The following is a 21,629-nucleotide window of genomic DNA, read 5'->3' as shown; positions in this document are numbered from 1 at the left end:
GTTTTAATGTGAAAAAATCAAGGTGCTCAGGAGCTACGCAGTTACCCCGGCAACTGGATTTGACAGATTTGTGAATTTCTCATGAAGCCAAAATTGTGTTGGTCAGAAGCTTGCCGTTTTGAGCCAGCGAAGCAGCTAGCAAAAGGAAAGAATTGCCTAGCTGGCCGGTTCTGCTGAACTCCGCGAGCCACTTCTTCACAGTGACTAGAGCTGCCTTGGCAGGAGGTATGCTTTGTAGAACTCAGCGAACTGGCCGAAATACCTGACAGCAATTCGACAGGTTGTAATGCCTGCTAGTTGTGCGCTGAGCAGGGAGTACTAATAGGCTAGCAAGAATAGCCTAGCTCAAAATGGAGAAGGGGTGGCTAGGCAAACTGTCGGCAAGCGCGTGGCGCTGCTCAGTACTTCTGCTGACTCTTGAGTATGCGAATGATTTCGCGGCGCATAAAGACCAGGCGGCCGAGCATGACGCCCGCCGTGAAGCTCATGGCAACGACCGAGAGCTCCGTACCAGCAAACCAGTGCCCGAGGATCCAGCGCCGGGAAAAGGCAAACGCTAGGTAGCACACCAACACCAGGATACCTAGCTTATCCATTTTGGCTACTACTTGGCTGGCTTCTTCATGCCATTTGATATTGGCAATGCGCGCCAGCAGCATCCCAACCACAAGGCCACCCAGCCCCGCGCCAATAGCGGGCGGTACCTGCGTATCGAACTTCACCAAATCGTAGGTCACGATGCTGAGCATAACCAGAAATACCAGCGCGAACATGCGCAAGCGCATCTGGAGGCGGCGGTGAACGAATTGACGACGCGCTTTGCGGGTACCGGAGGGACTAAGCATGTAATCTTACGGGTAAATCTAAGATGCGCACTTGTAGAACTTTACGAGGAAAAACTGTGGACTAAACATAGTAATTTAACTATGTTTATATGAAATATAATATTTAAATATTATGATTATTGGATTTATTATTTACATTTGAAGCGAAGTAAGGGGGAGGCTGCTAACAAAAGGTTCTGGCAGGCACGAAACAAGCGCAGGCTACCAACGTGCAACAATATGTGGAGCAGAGTAGAAGCAGGTTGGCTAAATCAGTCAAGTAGAACTACGCCAGCGTGTAAGCTAGGCAGCGCAAGAGGTATATACTAATTCTTTAACACCTAAATAGTACGGCATGATAAAAACACGCTGAAACAGTGAAAGGAAATTTATTGCCTTTACAGTACTGGTATTCATCTATAAAATATAATAGATGCCAATGGCAGTACAGGCAATTAGTTACTGCGCCATACTCGCTTAAAATTGAAGCGAGAAGAAATACCTATGCACTTGCTACAGTATACACGAACGAGCACGCACTATTTATCTGCGTTTGGGCTCCGGGACTAACACACCTACTAAGCGAACTTACATGAAAACTACATCTAAACTAGAGAGAAGTCATCAGCTGGATTTTTTCAGAGGAATTCTTTTGATTCTGATAACAATAGACCACGCGCTAGCTTACAATAACATCATAAAGCGATTTACATACGAGTTCTTTGGCTGGGTATCAGGAGCAGAAGGATTTGTGTTTTTGTCTGGCCTGACGGCTGGACTTATTTACACGTACAAGTTTTTGGAAAAAGGAAATGCCTTTGTGCTCGATACATCATTTCGTAGAGTGCAAAAAATATACACCAATCACATTCTACTGTTGCTGTTTGCTTTTGCAATGGTACTTGCCTTTACGTTTTTCGTTTCCAGCGACTGGATGACGCGGTACTGGATGAGTACCTATCCCTTCTTCTTCGCGGAGCCAGCCAAGGCCATCGTTCTGGGGTTGTTATTGCTCTATCAGCCTACGTATCTGGATATTCTGCCGATGTACGCCGTATTCATTCTGTTTGTACCGTTCCTGGTCAAGTCGTTGCAGAAGAAGGCTATGTGGCTTGTATTACTTGTGTCTTTTTTGCTGTACGTAGTAGGCAGTGCAAGTTCTTTTTACCCGTTCTTAGACAACATAATACAAAGCCCGTTGCTTAAGATGAGGTATTTTAATTTGTTGTGCTGGCAGTTTTTGTTTGTTATAGGATTGGTGTCTGGTTTTTTGTTTTACCATGGCAAAACGAAAGAATGGCAGCGTAACAAATATTTATTCGGGCTGGCTATTTGTGTTAGTGTGTTGTTCTTTGGGTTAAAGAATGCGCACGTAGAAATAGCTGGAATTAATCTTGAATACCTGACGGATAAGGCAAACCTAGGTCCTTTGCGCTTATTAAATTTCTTGGCGCTCTGCTATACGCTTACTTTTATTGCCTCAAAAAAGGGAAACTGGTTTGCTTCTAGGCCGATCTGCTACCTAGGTCGTAACTCGCTGGAAGTATTCACACTGCATATTGCACTGATAATTGTCTTTATGCCGATTTTGTATTACTTGAACAAAGAATCCTCTATTGATGTGTATAACGAGTTCAAGTTCTATCCGCTAGAAACGGCTTTGGTATTTTTTGTAATAATTCCGGCCCTTTTCCTAGCACCATTTCTACTGAACGAGAAATACCGCGTTGCGCTAATCAACAGAAGCTTGCGCGCAATAGAGCCAGAGAAGATAAGAGAGGTTGCGTAGCTCCCGGTAACCCGCCTTGCCTACCTTTTCAGAAGTATCGTCTACACACAACGGGCTGGCCCGAAAGAGCCAGCCCGTTGTGTGTAGACGATAGCGAGAGTGGGCTTTAGTTAGTAGCGGCTGGGTACTTCACGCCCATGTTATAAAACATGAAGGCCCATTTATCCGTCTGCTCGCCGATAACCTGTGCCGTGGAGCGGCCGGCTCCGTGGCCCGCTTTGGTTTCGATGCGGATGAGCACCGGCGCGGCGCCCTGTTGGCTTTCCTGCAAGCGCGTGCCGAACTTGAAGGAGTGTGCAGGCACCACCCGGTCGTCGTGGTCGGCGGTGGTGACGAGGGTGGCGGGGTAGGAGGCCGGCTTGATGGCGTGGTAGGGTGAGTACTTGTAGAGGTACTCAAACATCTCCTTGGAGTCTTCGGCGGTGCCGTAGTCGTAGGCCCAGCCGGCGCCGGCCGTAAACTTATTATAGCGAAGCATGTCCATCACGCCCACCGCTGGGAAAGCCACCTTGAACATCTCGGGATGCTGGGTCATGGTGGCGCCCACAAGCAGGCCGCCATTCGAGCCACCCGAAATAGCTAGGTAGTCTTTTGAGGTGTAGTTGTTTTTTACCAAGTACTCGGCGGCGGCTAGGTAGTCGTCGAACACGTTCTGCTTCTTGAGCTTAGTGCCGGCCAGGTGCCAGGTTTCCCCGTATTCGCCGCCGCCACGCAGGTTCGGCACCGCGTAGATGCCGCCATTTTCCAGCAGCACAATGTTGGAGGTGCTGAAGCTAGGTGTCACGCTCACGCCGAAGCCGCCGTAGGCGTAGAGCAGCGTGGGATTCTTGCCGTTCATCGCCAAGCCTTTCTTGTAGGTGATGATCATCGGAATCTTGGTACCATCCTTCGACGTGTAGAACACCTGCTTCGACTCGAATTTGGTCGGGTCGAACTGCACGTTAGGCTTCTTGAACACCGTTGACTTGCCGGTAGCTAGGTCGTACTTAAAGATGGTAGGCGGGTAGATGTATGACGTAAACGTGTAATACGTCTCCTTCTCGTCTTTTTTTCCACCGAAGCCGCTAGCCGAGCCCACGGAAGGCAGCTCGACAGTGCGCTCTTTCTTGCCGCTCATGTCGTACTGCTCCACCAGCGACGTGGCATCTTTCAGGTATTTAGCGAAAATTTTTCCGCCGACCGTCGACACACTCAGCACGTTCTTCGTTTCCGGAATCAGGTCTTTCCAGTTGGCGGACTTGGGGCTGGCTGCATCCACGGTCACCACCCGAAAGTTGGGCGCGTTCAGGTTGGTGAAGAGGTAGAGCTTGCCGCTGACATTGCTAAACACTTGATTTTCACTGTCAAAATTATCGACCACCTGCGTGATGGCACTGCCGGGCTTGCTTAGGTCTTGCACGTACAGCTCATTGCCGGTTGTGGTGTTAGCCGCCGTAATCACCAGGAAGCGCTGGTCTTCGGTTAGGTAGGCGCCAACGTAACGCCGGGGTGTTTGCTCGCCGCCGAAAATGAGCTTGTCAGCACTCTGTGGTGTACCTAGCTTATGATAATACAGCTTGTGGTGCTGCGTCAGCCCGGCGAGTTGGCTGCCAACCTTAGGCTTATCGTAGCTGCTGTAGTAGAAGCCGTCGTTGCCTTTCCAGGCGATGCCCGAGAACTTCACGTCCTTCAGCGTGTCGCCCACCATGGCCTTATCCGCCGTCTTCAGCACGATGACTTTGCGCCAATCGGAGCCGCCTTCCGAAATCAGGTACGCGGCCATGCTGCCATCCTTGGTGAAGTCGATACCAGCCAGCGAAGTGGTACCGTCTTTCGAGAACGTGTTGGGATCTAGGAACAGCTCAGGCGCCCCGTTGCCTACCTGCCGGTACAAGGCCGACTGGCTCTGCAAGCCGGTGTTTTTGGAGAAGTATGTGTACTTGCCTTCTTTGAAAGGCGCCCCGTACTTTTCGTAGTTCCACAGCGTTTCGAGGCGCTTGCGGATGTTCTCGCGGTACGGAATCTGGGCTAGGTAACCTTGGGTCACTTTGTTTTCTTCCTGCACCCACGCTTTGGTGTCGGCGGCTTGGTCGTTTTCGAGCCAACGATAGGGGTCAGGTACTTTCGTGCCGAAGTAAGTAGTCACGGTGTCTACCTTCTTGGCCTTTGGGTAAGGCAGTGGCTTAATCGCCGTTTGGGTGTACTGAGCGTAGGCTTGGCTGCTCAGCAACAGCGCCGCCAACGCGACAAAGCGTCTTTTCATGTATTTGGTGGTGTAGGGTGACAAGGTAAAGTCTGGGTTAAAGCAAGGAAGTTGCACATAATAACGGCAAAAGCCACTCAAGCGAGAAGTTGAATATAGGACGCCGCAGCTAGCTGTTATCTTTACCCAGGGCCCACCTCGTTGGTAGTAGGCCACACCTAGGTTTGAAATAATGAAAAACGCGCTACGTTTCGGAAGGGGCTGCCCAAATAAAAAGCAGTTGATGCTAGGGTTGGCTCTGGCCAGTGGGTTCTTCCCACAAGCAGCTACTGCCTCAGGGTTCACGCAGGGGCAATCTGTTCGTGAGGAGCCGCCGACCGAAAAGAAGGCGGTGCGGTTTGGAGCCAAGCTAGGGGTGAATTTCGCCAATATGAACTTCAACCAAGGCTTTCCAAAGCCCGTGACTCCCATCGAAACGACGTGGAAGACGGGCGCGGTGGCGGGGTTTTTCCTGCAAATACCGTTGCTTCCGAAGCTGTCTTTGCAGCAGGAATACTTGTTTTCCCAGTTGGGCGCGGCCAGGACGAGCACAGCTACCACGTACCGACTACGGTATTTGTCACTGCCTTTGCTCTTGCAATACAAGGTGCTCCCGAAGCTAGCCTTCGTCGCCGGGCCGCAATTTGACTTACTGCTGCAAGCCACCGCGCGAACCAATGGCGCTACTACCACCATCACGCACGACACGGAGGAGCGTAGCATTGGCGCAACGGCAGGCCTGTCGTTTTACATCACCGACCACATCAGCCTGGATGCCCGCTACCTGCAAGGGCTCAACCACATCGGGATCGGGCAGCGCTCTGACGTACTGGAGTTTAAGCACCAGATGGTGCAGGTAGCTGCCGCCGTGCGCTTTTAAGGCAAGCGGCTCAGCTAGCAAACACAAAGACGGGCATCGATTGCCTAAGTGAGACCTAGGTGCGTAGAAAGGTTCGTACCGCTACGCTTCTCCATTATGCCCACTTACTACATCGGCTGCTCCGGCTTTTCGTACCGCGACTGGAAGGGCGTGCTGTACCCGGAAGGATTGCCGCCGCGCAAATGGTTTGAGTACTACACCCAGCGCTTCAACACGCTGGAAGTAAACGTGACCTTCTACCGCATGCCGGAGTTGAAGGTGTTCGAGGACTGGTACGCCAAAAGCCCCGCCGATTATCGTTTTGCCGTGAAAGCTCCACGCCAAGTCACACACTACAAGAAATTCAACGCGGAAGCTCAAGCTATTCTGGCCGATTTCTACGGCGTGGTGCAAGAAGGCTTGCGCGAAAAGCTAGGTCCAGTGTTGTTCCAGCTGCCGCCCAAAGCCGCTTACACCGACGAACTGCTTCAGCGCATCCTAGGTAGCCTCGACCCCGCCTTCACGAACGTGGTAGAATTTCGCCACCCAAGCTGGTGGGAGGGCGAAGTGTACCGCGAGCTAGCCCGCCAGCACATTAGCTTCGTGGGGCAAAGCCATCCGCAGCCACTCCCCGACGAAGTAGTAGCTAATACCGGCGTATTGTACTATCGTTTTCACGGCGTGCCTGAGCTATACACCACGCCATACACCACCAAGTTCTTACAGCGCGTAGCCGACGAAGTACGGGCTGCGCCGCAGATAAAGGAAGTGTATCTGTACTTTAATAATGGCATTGGCGGAGCCGGCGTCCATAATGCCCGGGAAATGCAGCGGTTGCTGAGCAGGACCTAGGTGCGTGTAACCTAAGTCAAAGAGGCGTCTTTTATTCCGGTTGTACTCGAAAGAAAAGATGACCTAGCGCTGGCGCAAGAAACGCAACACGGAAACGTCACTGGCCGCAGCGAGTAACAAACCAAAATAGAGCGGCTACAAAAGCAATACCTGCAAAACGGATAAGCAGAAAGACCCACGCAGGGAGTTCAGGCTTGTCGGAGTTTTTGATCATACGCTCTATACGAGCTTCTTGACTTTGCAGTAGCTCTTTCTGTGTGAAGCCGAGAGGAAAGAGTACCCCATTGCGGGAACAACAAAGGGCATCCCGAAAGATGCCCTTTGTTACGTATGGAAGGATGTAAAAAGCTAGCTACCAATTGCCACTGGCGCCACCTCCGCCGGAGTTGCCCCCGCCGAAGCCGCCAAAGCCCCCGCCGCCACCTCCGCCGAAGCCACCCCCGCCACCAAACACGCCACGGCCGCCACTGAAGTCGCCGAAGATGATGGGTGGAATAAAGGCGCCTCCGAAACCACGGTTGCGCCGTCCGCCGCCGCCACCGCCGCCGCCCCCGCGTGAGCGCAGCAGCACGAAGAGAATCAGCATGCCGATGATCAGCCAGAACGTCCAGCCGGAGCCGCTGGTGTCGCCGTTGTCGGCAGAGCGCTGCGCTTGCGGCGGCGCTTTATACTCGCCTTTGGCCAGAGCAATTAGCTCGTCGGTGGCGGTATTGAGCCCTTCGTAGTAGCGTTGCTCCCGAAAAGCCGGAACGATGGTACTAGAGATAATGCGCTTCGCCAGCGCATCGGGGATGGCGCCTTCCAGGCCGTAGCCGGTCTGGATGCGGGCCGCCCGCTCTTGCTTCGCCACTAGCACCAAAATGCCGTTGTCTTTGCCTTTTTGCCCAATGCCCCAGCTTTCATAAAGCCGTTGGGCGTAGTCCGCAATTTCGTCGTCGCCGAGTGTGGGCACCGTCACAACGGAAATCTGGGAGGACGTCGAGTCATTATAAGCGACCAGCTTACGCTCCAATGCCTCGGCCTCATCGGGGCGTAGCATGTTGGCTAGGTCATTGACGAGGCGAGGCGGCGAGGGGCGCGGTGGCACATTCTGCGCGCAAACTGGCTGCAATAGGCCAGCGACGAGCAGCAAAAAAGCTAGCAGCGGCCTAAGCCAGCGGTTCGCGGAAGGAGAAAGAAACGTTTTACTGCTCATGCATGTGGCGGCGTGGAGTCGCCAAACGAGATGGAGTCGTCGAGTTCGTTGCGGTCAGTGGCCGCGTCGTATGGGAAATAGCGCCGAAGCTGCTCGCCCACCAGCCGGATGCCTTTGTCCAGCCCATTCACGTAGTCGTGGTTGTGGAAGTAGCTGAGCACGGCTTCTTTGGTTATTTCCCAAAAGTCGTCGGGCACGGCGGAGTTGATACCCGAATCACCGATAACCGCAAACTGACGCGTTTTCCAGGCTAGGTAGAACAGCACGCCGTTGCGCTGGGCCGTGCGGTGCATACCTAGCTCGGCAAACACCTGGGCAGCGCGGTCGAGGGGCTCGGGTGTGGGGCAGGTGTCTTCCAGGTGAACCCGGATTTCCCCAGAGGTAGTGATTTCGGCCTGCCGGATTGCGGCCACAAGCGCAGCCTCTTGTTCCGGCGTAAGAGGGCTTTTCATGGGATAGGGCTTAGTGCTTGATGCTTAGCGCCAAGTGCTTGGCTTCTAGTTTTTGGTAGCTGCTTTTTGGGTCTTAAACAAATTTGTTTTGACGACCAAAAACCAAAAACAACCAACTAAAAACCAAGCACCAGGCACTAAGCACTAGGCACTAAAATTAAAACTGAACGGTAGGCGCTTTCTGGGCACTAGCGTCGGCTTCGAAGTAGGGCTTTTCCTTAAACCCAAACATGCCCGCGAAGATGTTGTTGGGGAACGACTTCACGTAACTGTTGTAGTCGTTGGTCACGTCGTTGAAGCGGTTGCGTTCCACGTTGATGCGGTTTTCGGTGCCCTCAATCTGGGCTTGCAGTTCCTGAAAGTTGGCGTTGGCTTTCAAATCGGGGTAATTTTCCGATACGGCCAGCAAACGACCTAGGCCGGAACTCACTTGGCTTTGAGCCTCCTGGAAGCGCTTGATGTTTTCGGGGGTCAGATCATCACCCGACAGCTGCACGCTGGTGGCTTTGGCGCGGGCATTAACAACGTCGGTTAGGGTGCTTTTTTCGAAATTAGCTGCCCCTTTTACGGTGTTTACTAGGTTCGGAATCAGGTCGTTGCGACGCTGGTAGCTGCTTTGGACTTTGGCCCATTGACCTTTTACAGCTTGGTCGCGCTCGACCATGCCATTGTAGCCGCAAGACGACTGCGTAAGCAGAATCACCAAGCCAAAGAAGTACAGAACGAATCGTTTCATGGAGAGAGAAAAATTAAAAAGTGGAAGAGAGAGAAAGACATTCGAAACCTGAAGCGGGGCAACGTGGTTAGCGTCGGCAGGCACTGGTGCGCTGAAAAGTACGAATTAAGGCGTTGGCGGTTGTGTTAGCGTCCGGCGCTCCGGTGCCGATTCACTATTTTGCGTGCTTACGCCACGCCTTTTATTCATGAAAGCTGTCATTCCCGTTGCCGGCATCGGCTCTCGCCTACGGCCGCATACGCATACTCAGCCCAAGTCGCTGGTTCCTGTGGCTGGTAATACCATCCTGGGGCACATCATTGACCGGCTTCTAAGCGCTGGCGTTCAAGACTTTGTCTTCATTATTGGCTACCTAGGTGAAAAGGTAGAAAGTTATGTACGTCGTCACTACCCGCAAATAAAATCCACCTTCGTGGTGCAGGAGCCCCGCGAGGGTATCGGCCACGCCTTGTGGATTGCGCGGGAAGAGTTTCGCCAAGAATCGCAGGGTATGCTGATTTTACTTGGTGATACTATTGTAGACGTGGACCTAGGTGCCGTGCTGCAAATGCCTGGCACCGTGCTGGGCGTAAAAGAAGTGAAAACGCCGACTCTGTTCGGCTTGGTAGAAACCGCACCGGGTGGCCGCGTCACGAAAGTGATGGAAAAGCCTAAAATCCCGAAGTCGAACTACGCGATGGTGGGTCTGTACAAGATTGCGCATCCCGAGAAGCTGGTGGATGCCCTCGGCCGGCTCATCGAGCAGGACCATCGCACGCACGGCGAGTTTCAGCTGACGGACGCCCTGATGATGCTGATTCAGGAAGGGGAGGAGATGACCACCGTGACGGTGGACAACTGGTTTGACTGCGGCCGCAAAGACACGCTGCTCGAAGCCAACGCGCGTCTGCTAAACCGGCCGGAGTTTTTGAGTGCGTCGTCGCTGCCCGAGTTTCCGAACACGATTATTATTCCGCCCGTCAGCATTGGCAAAAACTGCCAGATTTCGTGCTCCATCATCGGCCCTAACGTGGCCATTGGCGACCGGACCATTGTGGAGAATACGATTCTGGCCGATTCTATTATCGGCTCCTACAGCGAGCTGCGCCAAGCCGTGCTCCACGATTGTATTGTGGGTTCGGATGCGTCGTTCCGTGGCCTGAACCACAGCCTGAACATCGGCGATAACACGGAGATTGATTATAGCTAGGGTAAGACGTCTGCCGGTCGGACGCCTAGGGCGTCCGACCGGTTGCCGCCTGCCAACATCTGCACGGCCGTTGTTTGCACGTTTCGTTCTAGCCACAACTGGTCGGACGCCTAGGGCGTCGGACCGGCAAACGACGCCTTGCGTAAAATATTCCTTCTTCTATATCGTTCCTACACAACCTGCTGGGCACCCCGGCAGTAGGTAAGGTTGCGGCTTCAGCCGTCAACCTGTACATTGGTTCGATGCAACGTTCTCCCTTCTCTCAACTACTGCCAGGGCTATTGGCAGTGGCCTTATTACTTCCCGGCTGCTACTCCCGCGACGACCTCAAATCGGATGCGGGCAACACCAAAGCTGCCGAAACAATCGAAGCTGCCGCAGGAAAAGCGCCTGCTGCTTCGCCAGAAGCCGAACCTAGCGCTACTACGGCCGCAACGGGGCCGCTAAAACAAGTAAACGTGTTTTTAGAAGTATCGGGCTCGATGGAAGGCTTCATGCCTAAAACGGGGGCTGATGCGCAAAACACCCGCTTTCAGCAGCACGTAGCGCAGTTCCTTTCCGATGTGAACCGGAGCGCCAGCGTTCAACGCAAAACGTTCTACCGCATCAAGGACAAGCCCTATCGCGATTCGTATCAGCAGCTAGAAACTACTGTGCGCGAGGGCATTCGGGAGCCAGCTAGCAGCACCAGCATTCCGGCTATTCTGGATACGCTGGTAAGTCACTACTACCAGCCCAACGCCGTGAGCGTGCTGATTTCGGACTTTATCTACGCCCCGCGCAACGCGGGTGCCGTGCCGTACATCAAAACGGACATCACCGACGCCCTGAACGCTGCCGGTCGCTCCGACCTAGCGGTGTCGGTTTATGGGCATACGTCGGATTTCAAAGGCGCTTTTTACCCGGCCATGAAAACGGCTGCCAAGCGCATCAACCGCTGCTGCGACACCGACATACCTTATTATGTGTGGGTAATCGGTCCGGCCGACGCCGTACGGCGCTTTGATGCTGCGTTGCTAAAAAAGGCGCCGGGCGAACAAGCACACTTCGGCGTGAAGTACTCGGCGCCGCCTTCTTCCCTGCTAAACAAGTTTCAGAACCAAGGCGCGTGGTACTATGGCGAGAAAGACGCCAGCAAGCGCGCTGCCGGTGCTACTTATCATACCGTAGCTGTGAGCGAAGTATCCGCACAACAACCTGTGGAGTTCGTGCTCGGGATGAATCTGCAAGCGCTGCCCACTTTGTACCAAGACCTAGGTCACCTGAAAGCGAACTTGCAACTAACTGGGCAAGACACCGATGCGAAGATCGTGAATGTGTTTGGCGCTACCGATCAGACCCGCGCTAGCAGCGGACCCGAGGCGCAATACACGCATTTTGTCAAAATTCGCGTTACCAAGATGGGCAAAGCGGCCCGCCCCTTGCAAGTTATCCTCCAAGACAAGCGCCCGATGTGGATAACTCAGTGGACAACTAAGAATGACAGCAACATCAACCAAGTCGGCGCCAAAACTTTCGCCTTAAGCAGTCTGATCGACGGCGTGGCGGCCGTCACGACGGATGAGCAGAATCAAGCGCCTATCTTTCAGGTTCCGCTCACGCTGCAACCCGCTGACTAACGCTAGCTTTTAGCTGGCACCTTCTTCGTAGTATCCCTATTCCAACGCATTTCGTGTACCGCTCTACCAACTAAACGTTGGCGTTTCCTTTCCTTCTATGCAAAGCTTCTTCCGCTTCCTCTACGAACTCATCGGCACACCTCAGCCCCCGGCCGATACGCCCGTATACCGCCAAATCGTGTTCCCGAATATCGGTCTGCTGAACCTAGGTATCTCGCTGGCCTTGGTGCTGATATTCTACTATGTCATCAATAAGGCCATGGGCGTGGCCACTTTCAACAAGCTGCGCCACTGGACGCTGTTCCTCGTTCTGAACGCTCTCATTGCGTTTATCGTGGTGGTGTGGCAGGCCAAAGCCCAGCAAGTAACTGACCACAGCTACATCTACTGGCTCGCCACGCTGAACGCGGTATATGGCCTCTTGTTTTATTTCCTGTTTTCCGTCATTCTGCGCAAAGGCTCGACTAATGCCAGCACCACACCTTTCTAAAATTAAGACTAAAACTAGTTCCCCTCCTTTTTTCAAGGAGGGGTTAGGGGTGGTTAGACTAGTGTTAAAAAGCTAAAAGCTAGCTTCCAGTATCGTTCAACGATTTTAACCACCCCGCCCTTCGGGCACCCCTCCTTGAAAAAAGGAGGGGAACTTGACTAACAGTAGCAAAGCACATGGCTAAACTCTTTTTATTCGGTATTGGCGGCACTGGTTCCCGCGTTATTCGCTCGCTCACGATGTTGCTGGCGGCGGGCGTGGAGCTTCCTAACTGCGACCGGGTGGTGCCCATCATCATTGACCCCGATGCCCACAACGGCGACATGAACCGTACGGTAGCCCTATTGCAGAGCTACCAGCAGATTTACAAAAAGCTAGGTCCGCGCGAAGAAGGCTTCTTTAAAACCGACATCAGCACGCTCAGCGGCATCAGCCAGGACGTGAATGGCTCGGTGAAGGATACGTTCATCTTCGACTTTGGCGGCATTAACCAGAGCTTCCGCCAATACCTCAGCTACGATGGTCTGTCGGTTGACTCCAAAGGACTGGTGGATTTGCTGTTCACGCAGGATAACCTCGAAAGCCCACTGACCATTGGTTTCCGCGGCTCGCCCAATGTGGGCAGTATTGTACTGAACAAGCTCGTGGAGTCTCCCGAAATCCGCTTTTTCGCCGATAACTTCCAGGAAGGTGACCGGGTATTTTTCGTGTCGAGCATCTTCGGCGGAACGGGCGCGGCGGGTTTCCCGCTTATGCTCAAGAACCTGAAGGACACCAACACGCGCCTGAGCAACGCCCGCTACCTGCGCGACGCGCCCACCGGCGCCGTGACGGTGATGCCGTACTTCGCGCTGCAATCGGAGGACAACTCGGTTATTGACTCCAACAGCTTCCTTACCAAAACCAAGGCGGCGCTCAGCTACTACGAGCACAACTTGCAAGGTCTGAACGCCTTGTACTACCTAGCCGACACGCCCGATACGCCCTACGAAAACCAGCCCGGCGGCACCCAGCAGCGCAACAAAGCGCATCTTATCGAGCTGCTAGCCGCACTTAGCATCGTAGACTTCATGAAGTACTCGGCGGCGGAGCTGCGCACCGGCGGACCGCACTTCCACGAGTACGGCCTTGCTACCGACGCGCCCGAGGTGCAGTTCAACCACCTACCCGACGAGTCGCGCGAGCTGATGGCCAAGCACCTCACGCAGTTGCTCTACTTCACGCGCTACCACCGGCAGTTCCTCGCCACCGACAAGGCGCCGTACCACGACAACCTAAAGCTGGATTACGCCCTGCGCAACGAGCCCATTTTCCGAGAGCTGCAAAATATCCTGCACAGCCCAGAGTTTGGCGTGGATGAATGGCTGAAAGAGCTAGGCCAAAACCGCCGGGCCTTCCGTCCCTTCGATCTAGCCACCGACGACTTCAACGCCATGATTGCCGGCAAACCCGTGGAAAAGAAGTGGACTGATTTCTTTAACAAAGGCATCAACCACAACTACTTCCTCGACTCGCTCAACAAAACCGAGAAGACTATTGCCGAACCCGACAACTTCAAGAAGCTCATCGAGCTGTTCTATGACGTGACGGATAAGGCGTTTGAGGAAAAAGTGAAAGTGGTGTAAGAACAACAGCTCCCCTCCTCAGATGAGGAGGGGACGCGGCAGCTTTAGCGCCGCTGGGGTGGTTGAGGTCGTTGTTTACCGCGCACGATACAATTTGAACAGCCTAGGTCCGCATCGTTCAACGTTAACCACCCCGCCCTTCGGGCACCCCTCCTTAAAAAAGGAGGGGAGTTGATTACCATTCAATAGATACTAAAGGAATGCCTAAAGTCCTTCGCTTACATAACAACGGTTCCCAGCAGGTGCAAGGCTGGCAGAAAACCGCGCCCGTTACCAGCACCGAAATCAACACCGTGACCGACCCGGCGGGGGGCAAGGCCAAGAACGTGGCCGTGTCCATCCCGACGCCGTTTGCGCGAATGCACCTTTTCGAAACCGCCTTTGATTTTCTGGCGCGGGAAGGGCAGCGCAATCCGGGGTCGGTGTACCACGAGCTCGTGACGCACTTCTGGGATTTGTTTGAGTTGCTGTATAACTACCACTTGTATTCGCAGGCGGGGCGTAAAATCACGCTGCGGCGCTGGAATGCGGAAACGGAAATCCGCAAGATGCGGCAGCAGGAAGGCACGCGTCTGCTCGGCGAAACCTTGCAGCTGTTCTTGCAAGACGAACGGTTCCGCGACTTCTCCGATATGTACCTCGTGTACTACGAGTCGCCGGAGCTGCCGGGCGGACCTAGGTTGCTCGGCGGCACCTCGCCGCTCACGCTGCTCTTCACCGGCCCGGAAGTGAAGCCGTTGGACCTAGAGCGCCCTCAAGCGCGCGGCCATTACTTCGACAACCAAACCGTGCTGCTCGAAGACCGCGACCCGCAGTTCCGCGAATTTGTCTACGAGCTGTTCCTGGCCTACCCAGCCTTGCAGCGCCGCGACTTCGCTGGCAGCGTTTTCGCCGGCTTAGATCGGAGCAAGATCAACCAGCTCCAAATGCAGGGCGACCGGACGGCTCAGCAATTCGCCGCTCGTTACCCCGCGCTGCCCGACATTCAGGGCAACCTAGCTAGCGTGAAAAGTGTGCCGCTGCCCGGCCGCGCCGACCAGTCGGCCGTGACTAGCTCCGACCTGTTCATTCAGCCGACCCGCGCCAACGAAAGCGGTCGGCCGCGCCCATTGGTGTTGCGCCCGAACCTTACCATGCAGGGTGCCAACTACCTCAACGGCCAGCCCTGGGACGACCGCACGCCCGTGCCGTATCACGATGAGCTAGCCCTAGAAAACCGCGTGCTGCCCGGCAAAGGCTTTAAGTACCCGTACCTTACCGTCGGCGACTTTCTGGAAGATTCGCTGGTGGAGCTGCCGTACGACTTGAACACCCAGCGCTTCCACACCGGCAAAGTGTCGTTTCAGTACGGCGCCGATGGGCAGGGGCGAGCTAGGTTCCCGTATCTGCTGCCACTGCGCCAGGCCTTCTTCGACTACTTCACCGAGAACGAGCTAGCCGAGCTGCTGCACTTCACCATCGACCTGAACCACGTGCGCGTGACGCTGCGGGTGCCGGTGCAAGCGGGTCGCTTTATCTCGTTTGAACGTAGCTATTACCACAATCCGCAGAACCCGAAGGACGCGCAAGGCCGCGAAATTTTGGAGAAAGGCCGTATTGTGCGGGCCAATGTGGACCTAGGCGTGTTCCCGTTCTACAAAGTGCGCCACCAGCCCCAGTATAACGATTTGTACAAAGTGATGCTGGTGGACGCCGACAACTCGCCCACCATGCTCAGCCGCCGCTACGACCTCACGTTCTTCGTGGGCGGCGAACGACTCACCGAGCAGGGAGCAGCCCGCCGTGCCGTTCGCCACGAGCGCACGCAGAAGAGCATGGCTACCGCGGGTAGCACCTACTACGAAATCACCGGCACGCACTTCGATGTGGCCGAGCTGACGTGTCCGCCCGCTAGCATTGGTGGCGAGCCGGCCCGCGGCCTCTTAGTGCCACGCTGGCGCGAGCTCGACCGCGGCACGCGTCGCTTCACCTTCGCCGTCGACTTCGGCACCACCAATACGCACATCGCTTACGCCGATGGTCCCTCGGCCCACCCGCGTCCGCTCACCATTGGCGAGGCGGATGTGCAAGTGGAATGGCTGCACGCGCCGGTTGCCGATATGGGCTTGTCGGCAGCGCAACGCTACCGCACGGGCGCTGGTCAGATGTGGGATTCGGTAGCGACGCTGCAAAACCGTGAGTTCGTACCTAGCTTCGTCGGAGACGGTGGCTCGGTGTATGAATTCCCGATCCGGACGGCGGTTTGTGAAACGCTGTCGTTTGCCAACGAGCCAGCCAAGGTGCTAAGCAATATCAACATTGGCTTTAGCATCAACACCGAAACGCTAGCCGAGCTGCCGCAGAACCGTTTCGTGACGAACCTGAAATGGTCGGCGGAGCTAGATCCGCAGGGCGTGAGTCGCATTGAAGCATTCTTCCGCGAAATCCTGTTGTTGCTCAAGCACAAAGCGGCGTTGCACGGCGGCATCCTAGAAGATACCCGCGTGGTGTGGTTTGCGCCGCTGAGCTTCGATGGCTTCCTGCGCAACCAGTTCCAGCAGGTGTGGGACGAGGCTTTCCAACAAGTATTCAAGACGCGCCAAAACACGGTTTGCCTCACCGAATCGGTGGCGCCGTACTATTATCTCACGGCCACGAACCAAGTGGTGCCCAACCGCGACGAGAACGTTATCAACATCGACATCGGCGGCGGCACGACCGACTTGCTCATCTTCGCGGAGCAAAAACCGGCCTTTAGTTCGTCCTTCCGCTTCGCCGGCGACGACCTGTGGGGCGATGGCTATGCCCGCGTGCAAGGCGCGCCCAAGCAAAACGGCCTTCTGCGCCTAGGGGTCAACCACGCCGACGCGCTACCCAGCAGCGAGCAAAACCAGGAGTATAAAGGCTACCTGAGCGCCGCCCTGAAAAACGCGGACTTCGGTTCGGCCGACGTAACCAGCTTGCTCTTTAAGTACGACGACGCGCTACGCTTCTCCCAGAGCCTGACCCTAGGCAAGGGCCGACAGTTGCGGGTGCTGTTCTACCTGCACTACACGTCCATCATCTACCACACGGCCCAGCTCGTGCAGCAGCTAGGTCTGAAGACGCCGCGCTACCTGTGCTTCTCGGGCAAAGGCAGCTTGTACCTGCGTTTGCTGGCCGGTGGCAGCAGCTTGGTAGCCATTGAGAAAATTACGAAAGCCGTCTTCAAAGCCGTAACAGGCACTGAGCCGCCACAAAACTTCCGCGTCATTCTGGCCGATAACCCCAAGGAAGCTACCACCAACGGCGGTGTGCTGTTTGAGGAAAAATCGTCCACTTCTGATTACAACCAGATCAAGCACGTGAAGCTCACCGGCACGGCGCAATCGGCGGAAATCGGGACAGCCCGCCTCAAATTGCAGCAGGTAGACGCTGACCTCAAGCAGCAGGTACTCGACAACGTGCGCAACTTCCTAACCCTCGTGTTGGAAGGCGACGAAGTAGCGCCGCTCCTGCGCGAAGTAGGCGTCGACGTAGACCGCCAACGGGTGCGCGACATTCTGCTCCGCGAAATTGAAGACAGCCTGAGTCTAGGTCTGCACCAGCTCCAGCGCCAACTCAGCAACGACGAAACGCTGCCGGAAACGCTGTTCTTCTATCCGCTGAAGCAGGCGTTGTATAACCTGAGCCGGGAATTGCAGGCGTAGACCTAACCTTCCCAGGGTTGAAACCCTGGGCTATTCAGCGGTGAAACAAGGTCCGCTCCGTAGCCCAGGGTTTCAACCCTGGGACGGCTCTTCTTTATTGATGTGCTTCGCTTGATGCCAGATGATGCTTCTGTCGTGTTGTACTCTACCGAAGAAGAAATTTTGAAGGCAATAAAGAAAATGGTTTCATCGGCTACTATTGATCGATCCGAGGTAATCATGCCACTAACAAGCCGAAAAGACCTAATCAGAACGCTTGTTTGTTCTGATGTTCTGCCTCACATAATTCATGTCACCATCCTTAAAGCTGAGAAAGAGTTCTATAATTCTTACGACCGTATGATGGGCTGCTATCTACATAAGCCAGTGTTACTTTCACCTCATTTTATTCAGAAGTACTCCCTACTAGAGTATGAAACCGGATGGGAGTTTTGCGGTGAAGAATGGGATGGTATAGAACAACACGTTCTCCTATTATAGCCGTCGATTTGACACTCGTTCAGCTCTAATTTTTAATTATTGCCCTAACTCATGACCTCTCTCCGCCGCGCAACTTCCTTATTCTTTGGCTTGCTTCTAACTGCCGCTGCCCACGCCCAAACGCCCCTAGGCAAGCCCACGCTCGACGAGCAAAAGGTGCAGATTTGGTGCGCCACGGTGAAATTCGTGTACAACGACAACCACCGGCCAAACCTTAAAAGCAAGCTCAATTGCGGCGGCACGCTGAAGCAGTTTGAAACCAGCATCAAGCCCGACAGTCAGAAGGTGTACAGCTTGCTCTACCAACCCTTGGAAGGCCGTGGCACGATGTACAAAGGCCTAGGTACTGACCAAGCGCGCAGCGAAAAACTTGTAACTGAGATTATCAATCGCCTGAAAGCATCGACGGCTCGCAAGGCGAGCCCCGCCCGGATGCAAGCGGTAGAGGCGCTGAACACGTCGCTCAGAGGCTACGTCGAGAATGGTACGCCGCCCGGCGACATCGGGGCCAATGACGTGGCCAGCGCTGAATTCACCGATACAACCACCTCTACGGATGAAGCTACAGCGTCGGCGTCGCCTGATGCGGGACCGGCTACCATTGGCGATGCTGCCACCACGCGTTCATCGGGGGAAAGCTTCATGAGTAAGTTTTTTAGTCCGTTGGCACTCATTCTGTCCTTATTGAGCTTGGTGCTTTATGCGCTGCTACGCGGTCAGATCGGCAAACTAGTGGAGAAAGTTGACCGCTACGGCCGGGAAACGAAAGGCGTGCGGGGCAATACAAGCGACTTTGCCGCCTCCAGTCCAGCTAGCACCAATAAGCTGACACCTGAGCTGCAACGCGAGGTAGAAAAGCTAGTGCAACAACGCGTTGCGGAAGAACTCCGGAAACAAGCTGCTCCCGCATCCGTTGCAGCGCCGCAGCCCGTAACGCCGGCACCCGTGGCTGCGACACCTGGCCCGAAGCCGATTGTGCCGGCTCCTGTGGCTCCCGCTCCAATAGCTGCGCCTCCTACGTCTCCAGCCCCAGCTGCCCCGCTAGTTGCGGACCCGCCCGTGGCTCCTGCTCCGGCCCCGGTTACCTACGAGGCACCAGCTTCCATGTCGGAGACTTCACCAGTACCGCCGGTTATACCAGCAGGCTCGCCAGCTTCGGCACCTACGGAGGAATTTGATAGCTTGGTACCGCCCGTACAATTTCCAGTTTCTGAAAATCAGGTAACGGAGGAGGCAGGCGATGCACTCGCAACGGATTACACCCGCTACGTGAAGGTGCCCGTGAACGGTGGTTTCAACATCTACGACCTGTCAGAAGAGCCGCAGCACGACAGCATCTACGAAATCATTCTTGACACGCAGTTTCCCGAAGTCGGCATCTTCCAGGTGAATCCCGACCCGGCGGTGCACGCCTACGCCATCCAAAGCGCCCAGTACTCGTTGCGCGAAGCCTGCCGCTACGAGCAGCCTACTGGCCCCGTGTCGCGAATCGTGACGGATGAGGAAGGGACGCTGCGTAAAGTGGGCGGCGTGTGGCAGATTGAGTCGAAAGCGCTGATTCATTTCGAGTAACAACAAGTGCGGTCGGAACGCGCTACGTGTGTTCTCGTTGAGCGAAGCAGAACGTTTCCAGGTGTCTCAACGCATTTAGAGTATGGAACGTCATGCTGAGCTTGCCGAAGCATCTCTATCGCAGTGGTAATTAGATTACTTTGGCGGGAGAGATGCTTCGGCAAGCTCAGCATGACGTTCTTTTATGTTTGCCCTATGTTCGAAATCATTCTTGAAGTACTGGTCGTGACGGTGGTTGTGGGCTTGCAGGTGCGCACGTTCCTGCAAACCCGTGCCCGTACGTTGCGGCTCGCTCAGCTATACCCGCGCAAGGAAGAACTCCGCGTTGAGCGGCGCCTCGTGACGCCCGCCGGGCTCGACATGCCCGACTATGCCGCCGACGCGCCCGCCGATGCTTTCCCGGCCGACATCATCCGGGCCGACGCCACCTCGAAAGACTTTCAAGACATTCTCGTTGACACCAACGCGTACCTGCGCCACAACAAAGGCGCCGCGGCCGACTTCAACATCTTGAAAGACATTGCCGAACGTCAGAGCCAAGTAGTAGCCAACGAAGCGCAGGCCGACGTAGCTACGCCGCTCTACCTAGGTCTGCTCGGCACGTTCCTAGGCGTGATTCTAGGTTTGGTGGGCATCGCCCGCAACGGCGTCTCCGACGATAACGCCCTGACGCCCTTCCTCACCGGCGTGCTCATTGCCATGACGGGCAGCTTCGTGGGGCTGCTGCTCACGCTGCTCGGTAACGGTCTGCTGCGTAGTGCCCGCCAACAGCTCGATGTGCTGCAAAACAGTTACTACACCTTTCTGCAAGCTAGGTTGCTGCCCATTCTGCACAGCGATATGGCCGGCAGCCTGAGCAACCTGAAGTCGGTGCTGGATGCGTTTAATCAGGATTTTGTGGGTAAAGTGACGCTGTTTGAGCCCATTATGGACAAGCTCACCGACAACATTCGGGTGCAGAGCCGTTTCCTGGAAGCACTGGACAAGATCGGCTACGACCAGATGGCGAAGGCTAATATTGCCGTGTTTGAAAAGGTGCGCGAGTCAGCGGACCTATTTGGGCAGTTCACGGGCTACCAGCAGAAGCTGAATCAGATGCTGGAAGCGGGCTACCACTCGGCACAGAGCGTGAACAGCATTTTGGACCGGCTGCGTGGCTTTGAGAAGGGTATCAACGACCTAGGGCAGTACATCGGCAAGAACGACAACGTCATTCAGCACCAGCTCGACTTCTTCCAGCGCCACCAGAAGGAAATGGACGCGCTGCGTTCCCGCACCGAGCAGTACTTCGACCAAGCCAGCCTCTCGCTCACTGACCTCATGCAGAAGCGCCTGCAATTCCACGAGCGCGACGCCCAGCAAGCCTACGAGAAGTGGGGTCAATACTTCCAAAAGCTCAACAACGACAACGTGTTCGAGCGCATCATGCGTCAGCTCGACCCGCTCAAAAACGTGGAGGCCAGCCAGCAAGCCCTGGCCCGCGACGTGACAGCCACCCAGCGCGAGCTACTCCGCAAAATCGAACTCGACTCGCAGATTCAAGCCAAGGTGCTGACGGAGCTAGGTGATCTGAACAAGATCCTAGTGAAAGCTACCGCCAAGAACCGATTGCAGCGAGCGATGGACAGTGTGTTCGGCGGCGTGAAGCCACAGTAGCGCGGACTCTGTAGTCCGCGCCAGGAAGATGAGGAGTAATGCTAACTCAATATTGTTGCTTACTTCTTTGCGATGCGCAGACTACAAAGTCCGCGCTACAGAACGTCCTCGAACTTCTCTTCAACATTCGCTAGAACCTCACAGTCACAATAACCGCCATGATCGCCGAGCCATTCTGTGACTGTCGTTACTGGTAAATTGCGCTTTTGCAGAAACTGTTTAGTCAGTAGCAGCGTGTCATCACAATCCGTTTCACTTAATTCTTCGTCCAGGTAATCGAACAAAGCTTTTAACTCTGTTAAAGGCAATGGTAAGCCGGCTAGCTTTTCGTCACGCTGTTGCTGCTTGAATGAATTTAAGAGGGCTTTGCGTTTCTGCTTTTCGTCTTTAGCGGACATAAAA

16 protein-coding genes are annotated in these 21,629 nt (G+C 54.8%); 10 read left to right on the top strand and 6 right to left on the bottom strand.

The annotated features are described in order from the left end of the window. Positions 1 to 398: 398 nt before the first annotated feature. Positions 399 to 845: a hypothetical protein gene (locus BXP70_RS12525; protein ID WP_143436479.1), complete on the bottom strand. Its 447-nt coding sequence runs from the start codon at positions 843 to 845 to the stop codon at positions 399 to 401. Between the two features lie 571 nt (positions 846 to 1,416). Between BXP70_RS12525 and BXP70_RS12520 the strand changes: the two genes are divergently transcribed. Further along, positions 1,417 to 2,613 (top strand): OpgC family protein, encoded by a 1,197-nt coding sequence (locus BXP70_RS12520; RefSeq protein ID WP_086594415.1) that lies wholly within the window; start codon positions 1,417 to 1,419, stop codon positions 2,611 to 2,613. Between the two features lie 106 nt (positions 2,614 to 2,719). On the opposite strand, the gene BXP70_RS12515 is transcribed toward BXP70_RS12520, so the two are convergent. After that, positions 2,720 to 4,855 (bottom strand): prolyl oligopeptidase family serine peptidase, encoded by a 2,136-nt coding sequence (locus tag BXP70_RS12515; protein ID WP_086594414.1) that lies wholly within the window; start codon positions 4,853 to 4,855, stop codon positions 2,720 to 2,722. A gap of 172 nt (positions 4,856 to 5,027) precedes the next feature. On the opposite strand from BXP70_RS12515, the gene BXP70_RS12510 reads away from it, so the two are divergent. Next, positions 5,028 to 5,714, top strand: coding sequence for a porin family protein (locus tag BXP70_RS12510; RefSeq protein ID WP_086594413.1), 687 nt, complete (start codon positions 5,028 to 5,030; stop codon positions 5,712 to 5,714). Between the two features lie 96 nt (positions 5,715 to 5,810). Next, positions 5,811 to 6,545: a DUF72 domain-containing protein gene (locus tag BXP70_RS12505; protein ID WP_086594412.1), complete on the top strand. Its 735-nt coding sequence runs from the start codon at positions 5,811 to 5,813 to the stop codon at positions 6,543 to 6,545. A gap of 352 nt (positions 6,546 to 6,897) precedes the next feature. Here the strand turns inward: BXP70_RS12505 and BXP70_RS12500 are convergent, their stop codons facing one another. From BXP70_RS12500 to BXP70_RS12490, 3 genes are all read right to left on the bottom strand, one after another. Next, complete coding sequence (locus BXP70_RS12500) at positions 6,898 to 7,740, bottom strand: TPM domain-containing protein (protein ID WP_086594411.1); 843 nt, start codon at positions 7,738 to 7,740, stop codon at positions 6,898 to 6,900. Next, positions 7,737 to 8,192, bottom strand: a complete 456-nt coding sequence (locus BXP70_RS12495) for a TPM domain-containing protein (RefSeq protein WP_086594410.1) — start codon at positions 8,190 to 8,192, stop codon at positions 7,737 to 7,739. Before BXP70_RS12495 ends, BXP70_RS12500 begins: the two co-directional genes overlap by 4 nt. Positions 8,193 to 8,349: 157 nt before the next feature. Beyond that, entirely contained in the window at positions 8,350 to 8,928 is a 579-nt protein-coding gene (locus tag BXP70_RS12490) for a LemA family protein (RefSeq protein WP_086594409.1), read from the bottom strand. Positions 8,929 to 9,115: 187 nt separating this feature from the next. Between BXP70_RS12490 and BXP70_RS12485 the strand changes: the two genes are divergently transcribed. The 7 genes from BXP70_RS12485 to BXP70_RS12450 all read left to right on the top strand — a co-directional run bounded on the left by BXP70_RS12485 (position 9,116) and on the right by BXP70_RS12450 (position 21,227). Further along, on the top strand, positions 9,116 to 10,117 hold the full coding sequence (locus BXP70_RS12485) for a sugar phosphate nucleotidyltransferase (RefSeq protein ID WP_086594408.1): 1,002 nt from the start codon (positions 9,116 to 9,118) through the stop codon (positions 10,115 to 10,117). A gap of 242 nt (positions 10,118 to 10,359) precedes the next feature. Next, entirely contained in the window at positions 10,360 to 11,736 is a 1,377-nt protein-coding gene (locus BXP70_RS12480) for a hypothetical protein (RefSeq protein WP_143436478.1), read from the top strand. A gap of 97 nt (positions 11,737 to 11,833) precedes the next feature. Further along, entirely contained in the window at positions 11,834 to 12,226 is a 393-nt protein-coding gene (locus BXP70_RS12475; protein ID WP_086594406.1) for a hypothetical protein, read from the top strand. 176 nt (positions 12,227 to 12,402) lie between these two features. Further along, a complete protein-coding gene (locus BXP70_RS12470; protein WP_086594405.1) occupies positions 12,403 to 13,851 on the top strand; it encodes a hypothetical protein in 1,449 nt (482 codons plus the stop codon). 200 nt (positions 13,852 to 14,051) lie between these two features. Beyond that, the gene (locus tag BXP70_RS12465; protein ID WP_086594404.1) at positions 14,052 to 17,519 is read left to right on the top strand and encodes a hypothetical protein; all 3,468 of its coding nucleotides are present in this window, start codon (positions 14,052 to 14,054) and stop codon (positions 17,517 to 17,519) included. 531 nt (positions 17,520 to 18,050) lie between these two features. After that, on the top strand, positions 18,051 to 19,571 hold the full coding sequence (locus BXP70_RS12455) for a hypothetical protein (RefSeq protein ID WP_086594402.1): 1,521 nt from the start codon (positions 18,051 to 18,053) through the stop codon (positions 19,569 to 19,571). Positions 19,572 to 19,766: 195 nt separating this feature from the next. After that, positions 19,767 to 21,227 (top strand): hypothetical protein, encoded by a 1,461-nt coding sequence (locus BXP70_RS12450; RefSeq protein ID WP_086594401.1) that lies wholly within the window; start codon positions 19,767 to 19,769, stop codon positions 21,225 to 21,227. 95 nt (positions 21,228 to 21,322) lie between these two features. Here the strand turns inward: BXP70_RS12450 and BXP70_RS12445 are convergent, their stop codons facing one another. Beyond that, complete coding sequence (locus BXP70_RS12445; RefSeq protein WP_086594400.1) at positions 21,323 to 21,625, bottom strand: DUF2695 domain-containing protein; 303 nt, start codon at positions 21,623 to 21,625, stop codon at positions 21,323 to 21,325. Between the last annotated feature and the right edge of the window lie 4 nt (positions 21,626 to 21,629).

The sequence above is a fragment of the Hymenobacter crusticola genome (genome assembly GCF_002154225.1).
GTDB classification, from domain to species: domain Bacteria; phylum Bacteroidota; class Bacteroidia; order Cytophagales; family Hymenobacteraceae; genus Hymenobacter; species Hymenobacter crusticola.
The sequence above is the reverse complement of the archived record's forward strand: the minus strand, read 5'-3'. Positions and strand labels throughout refer to the sequence as shown.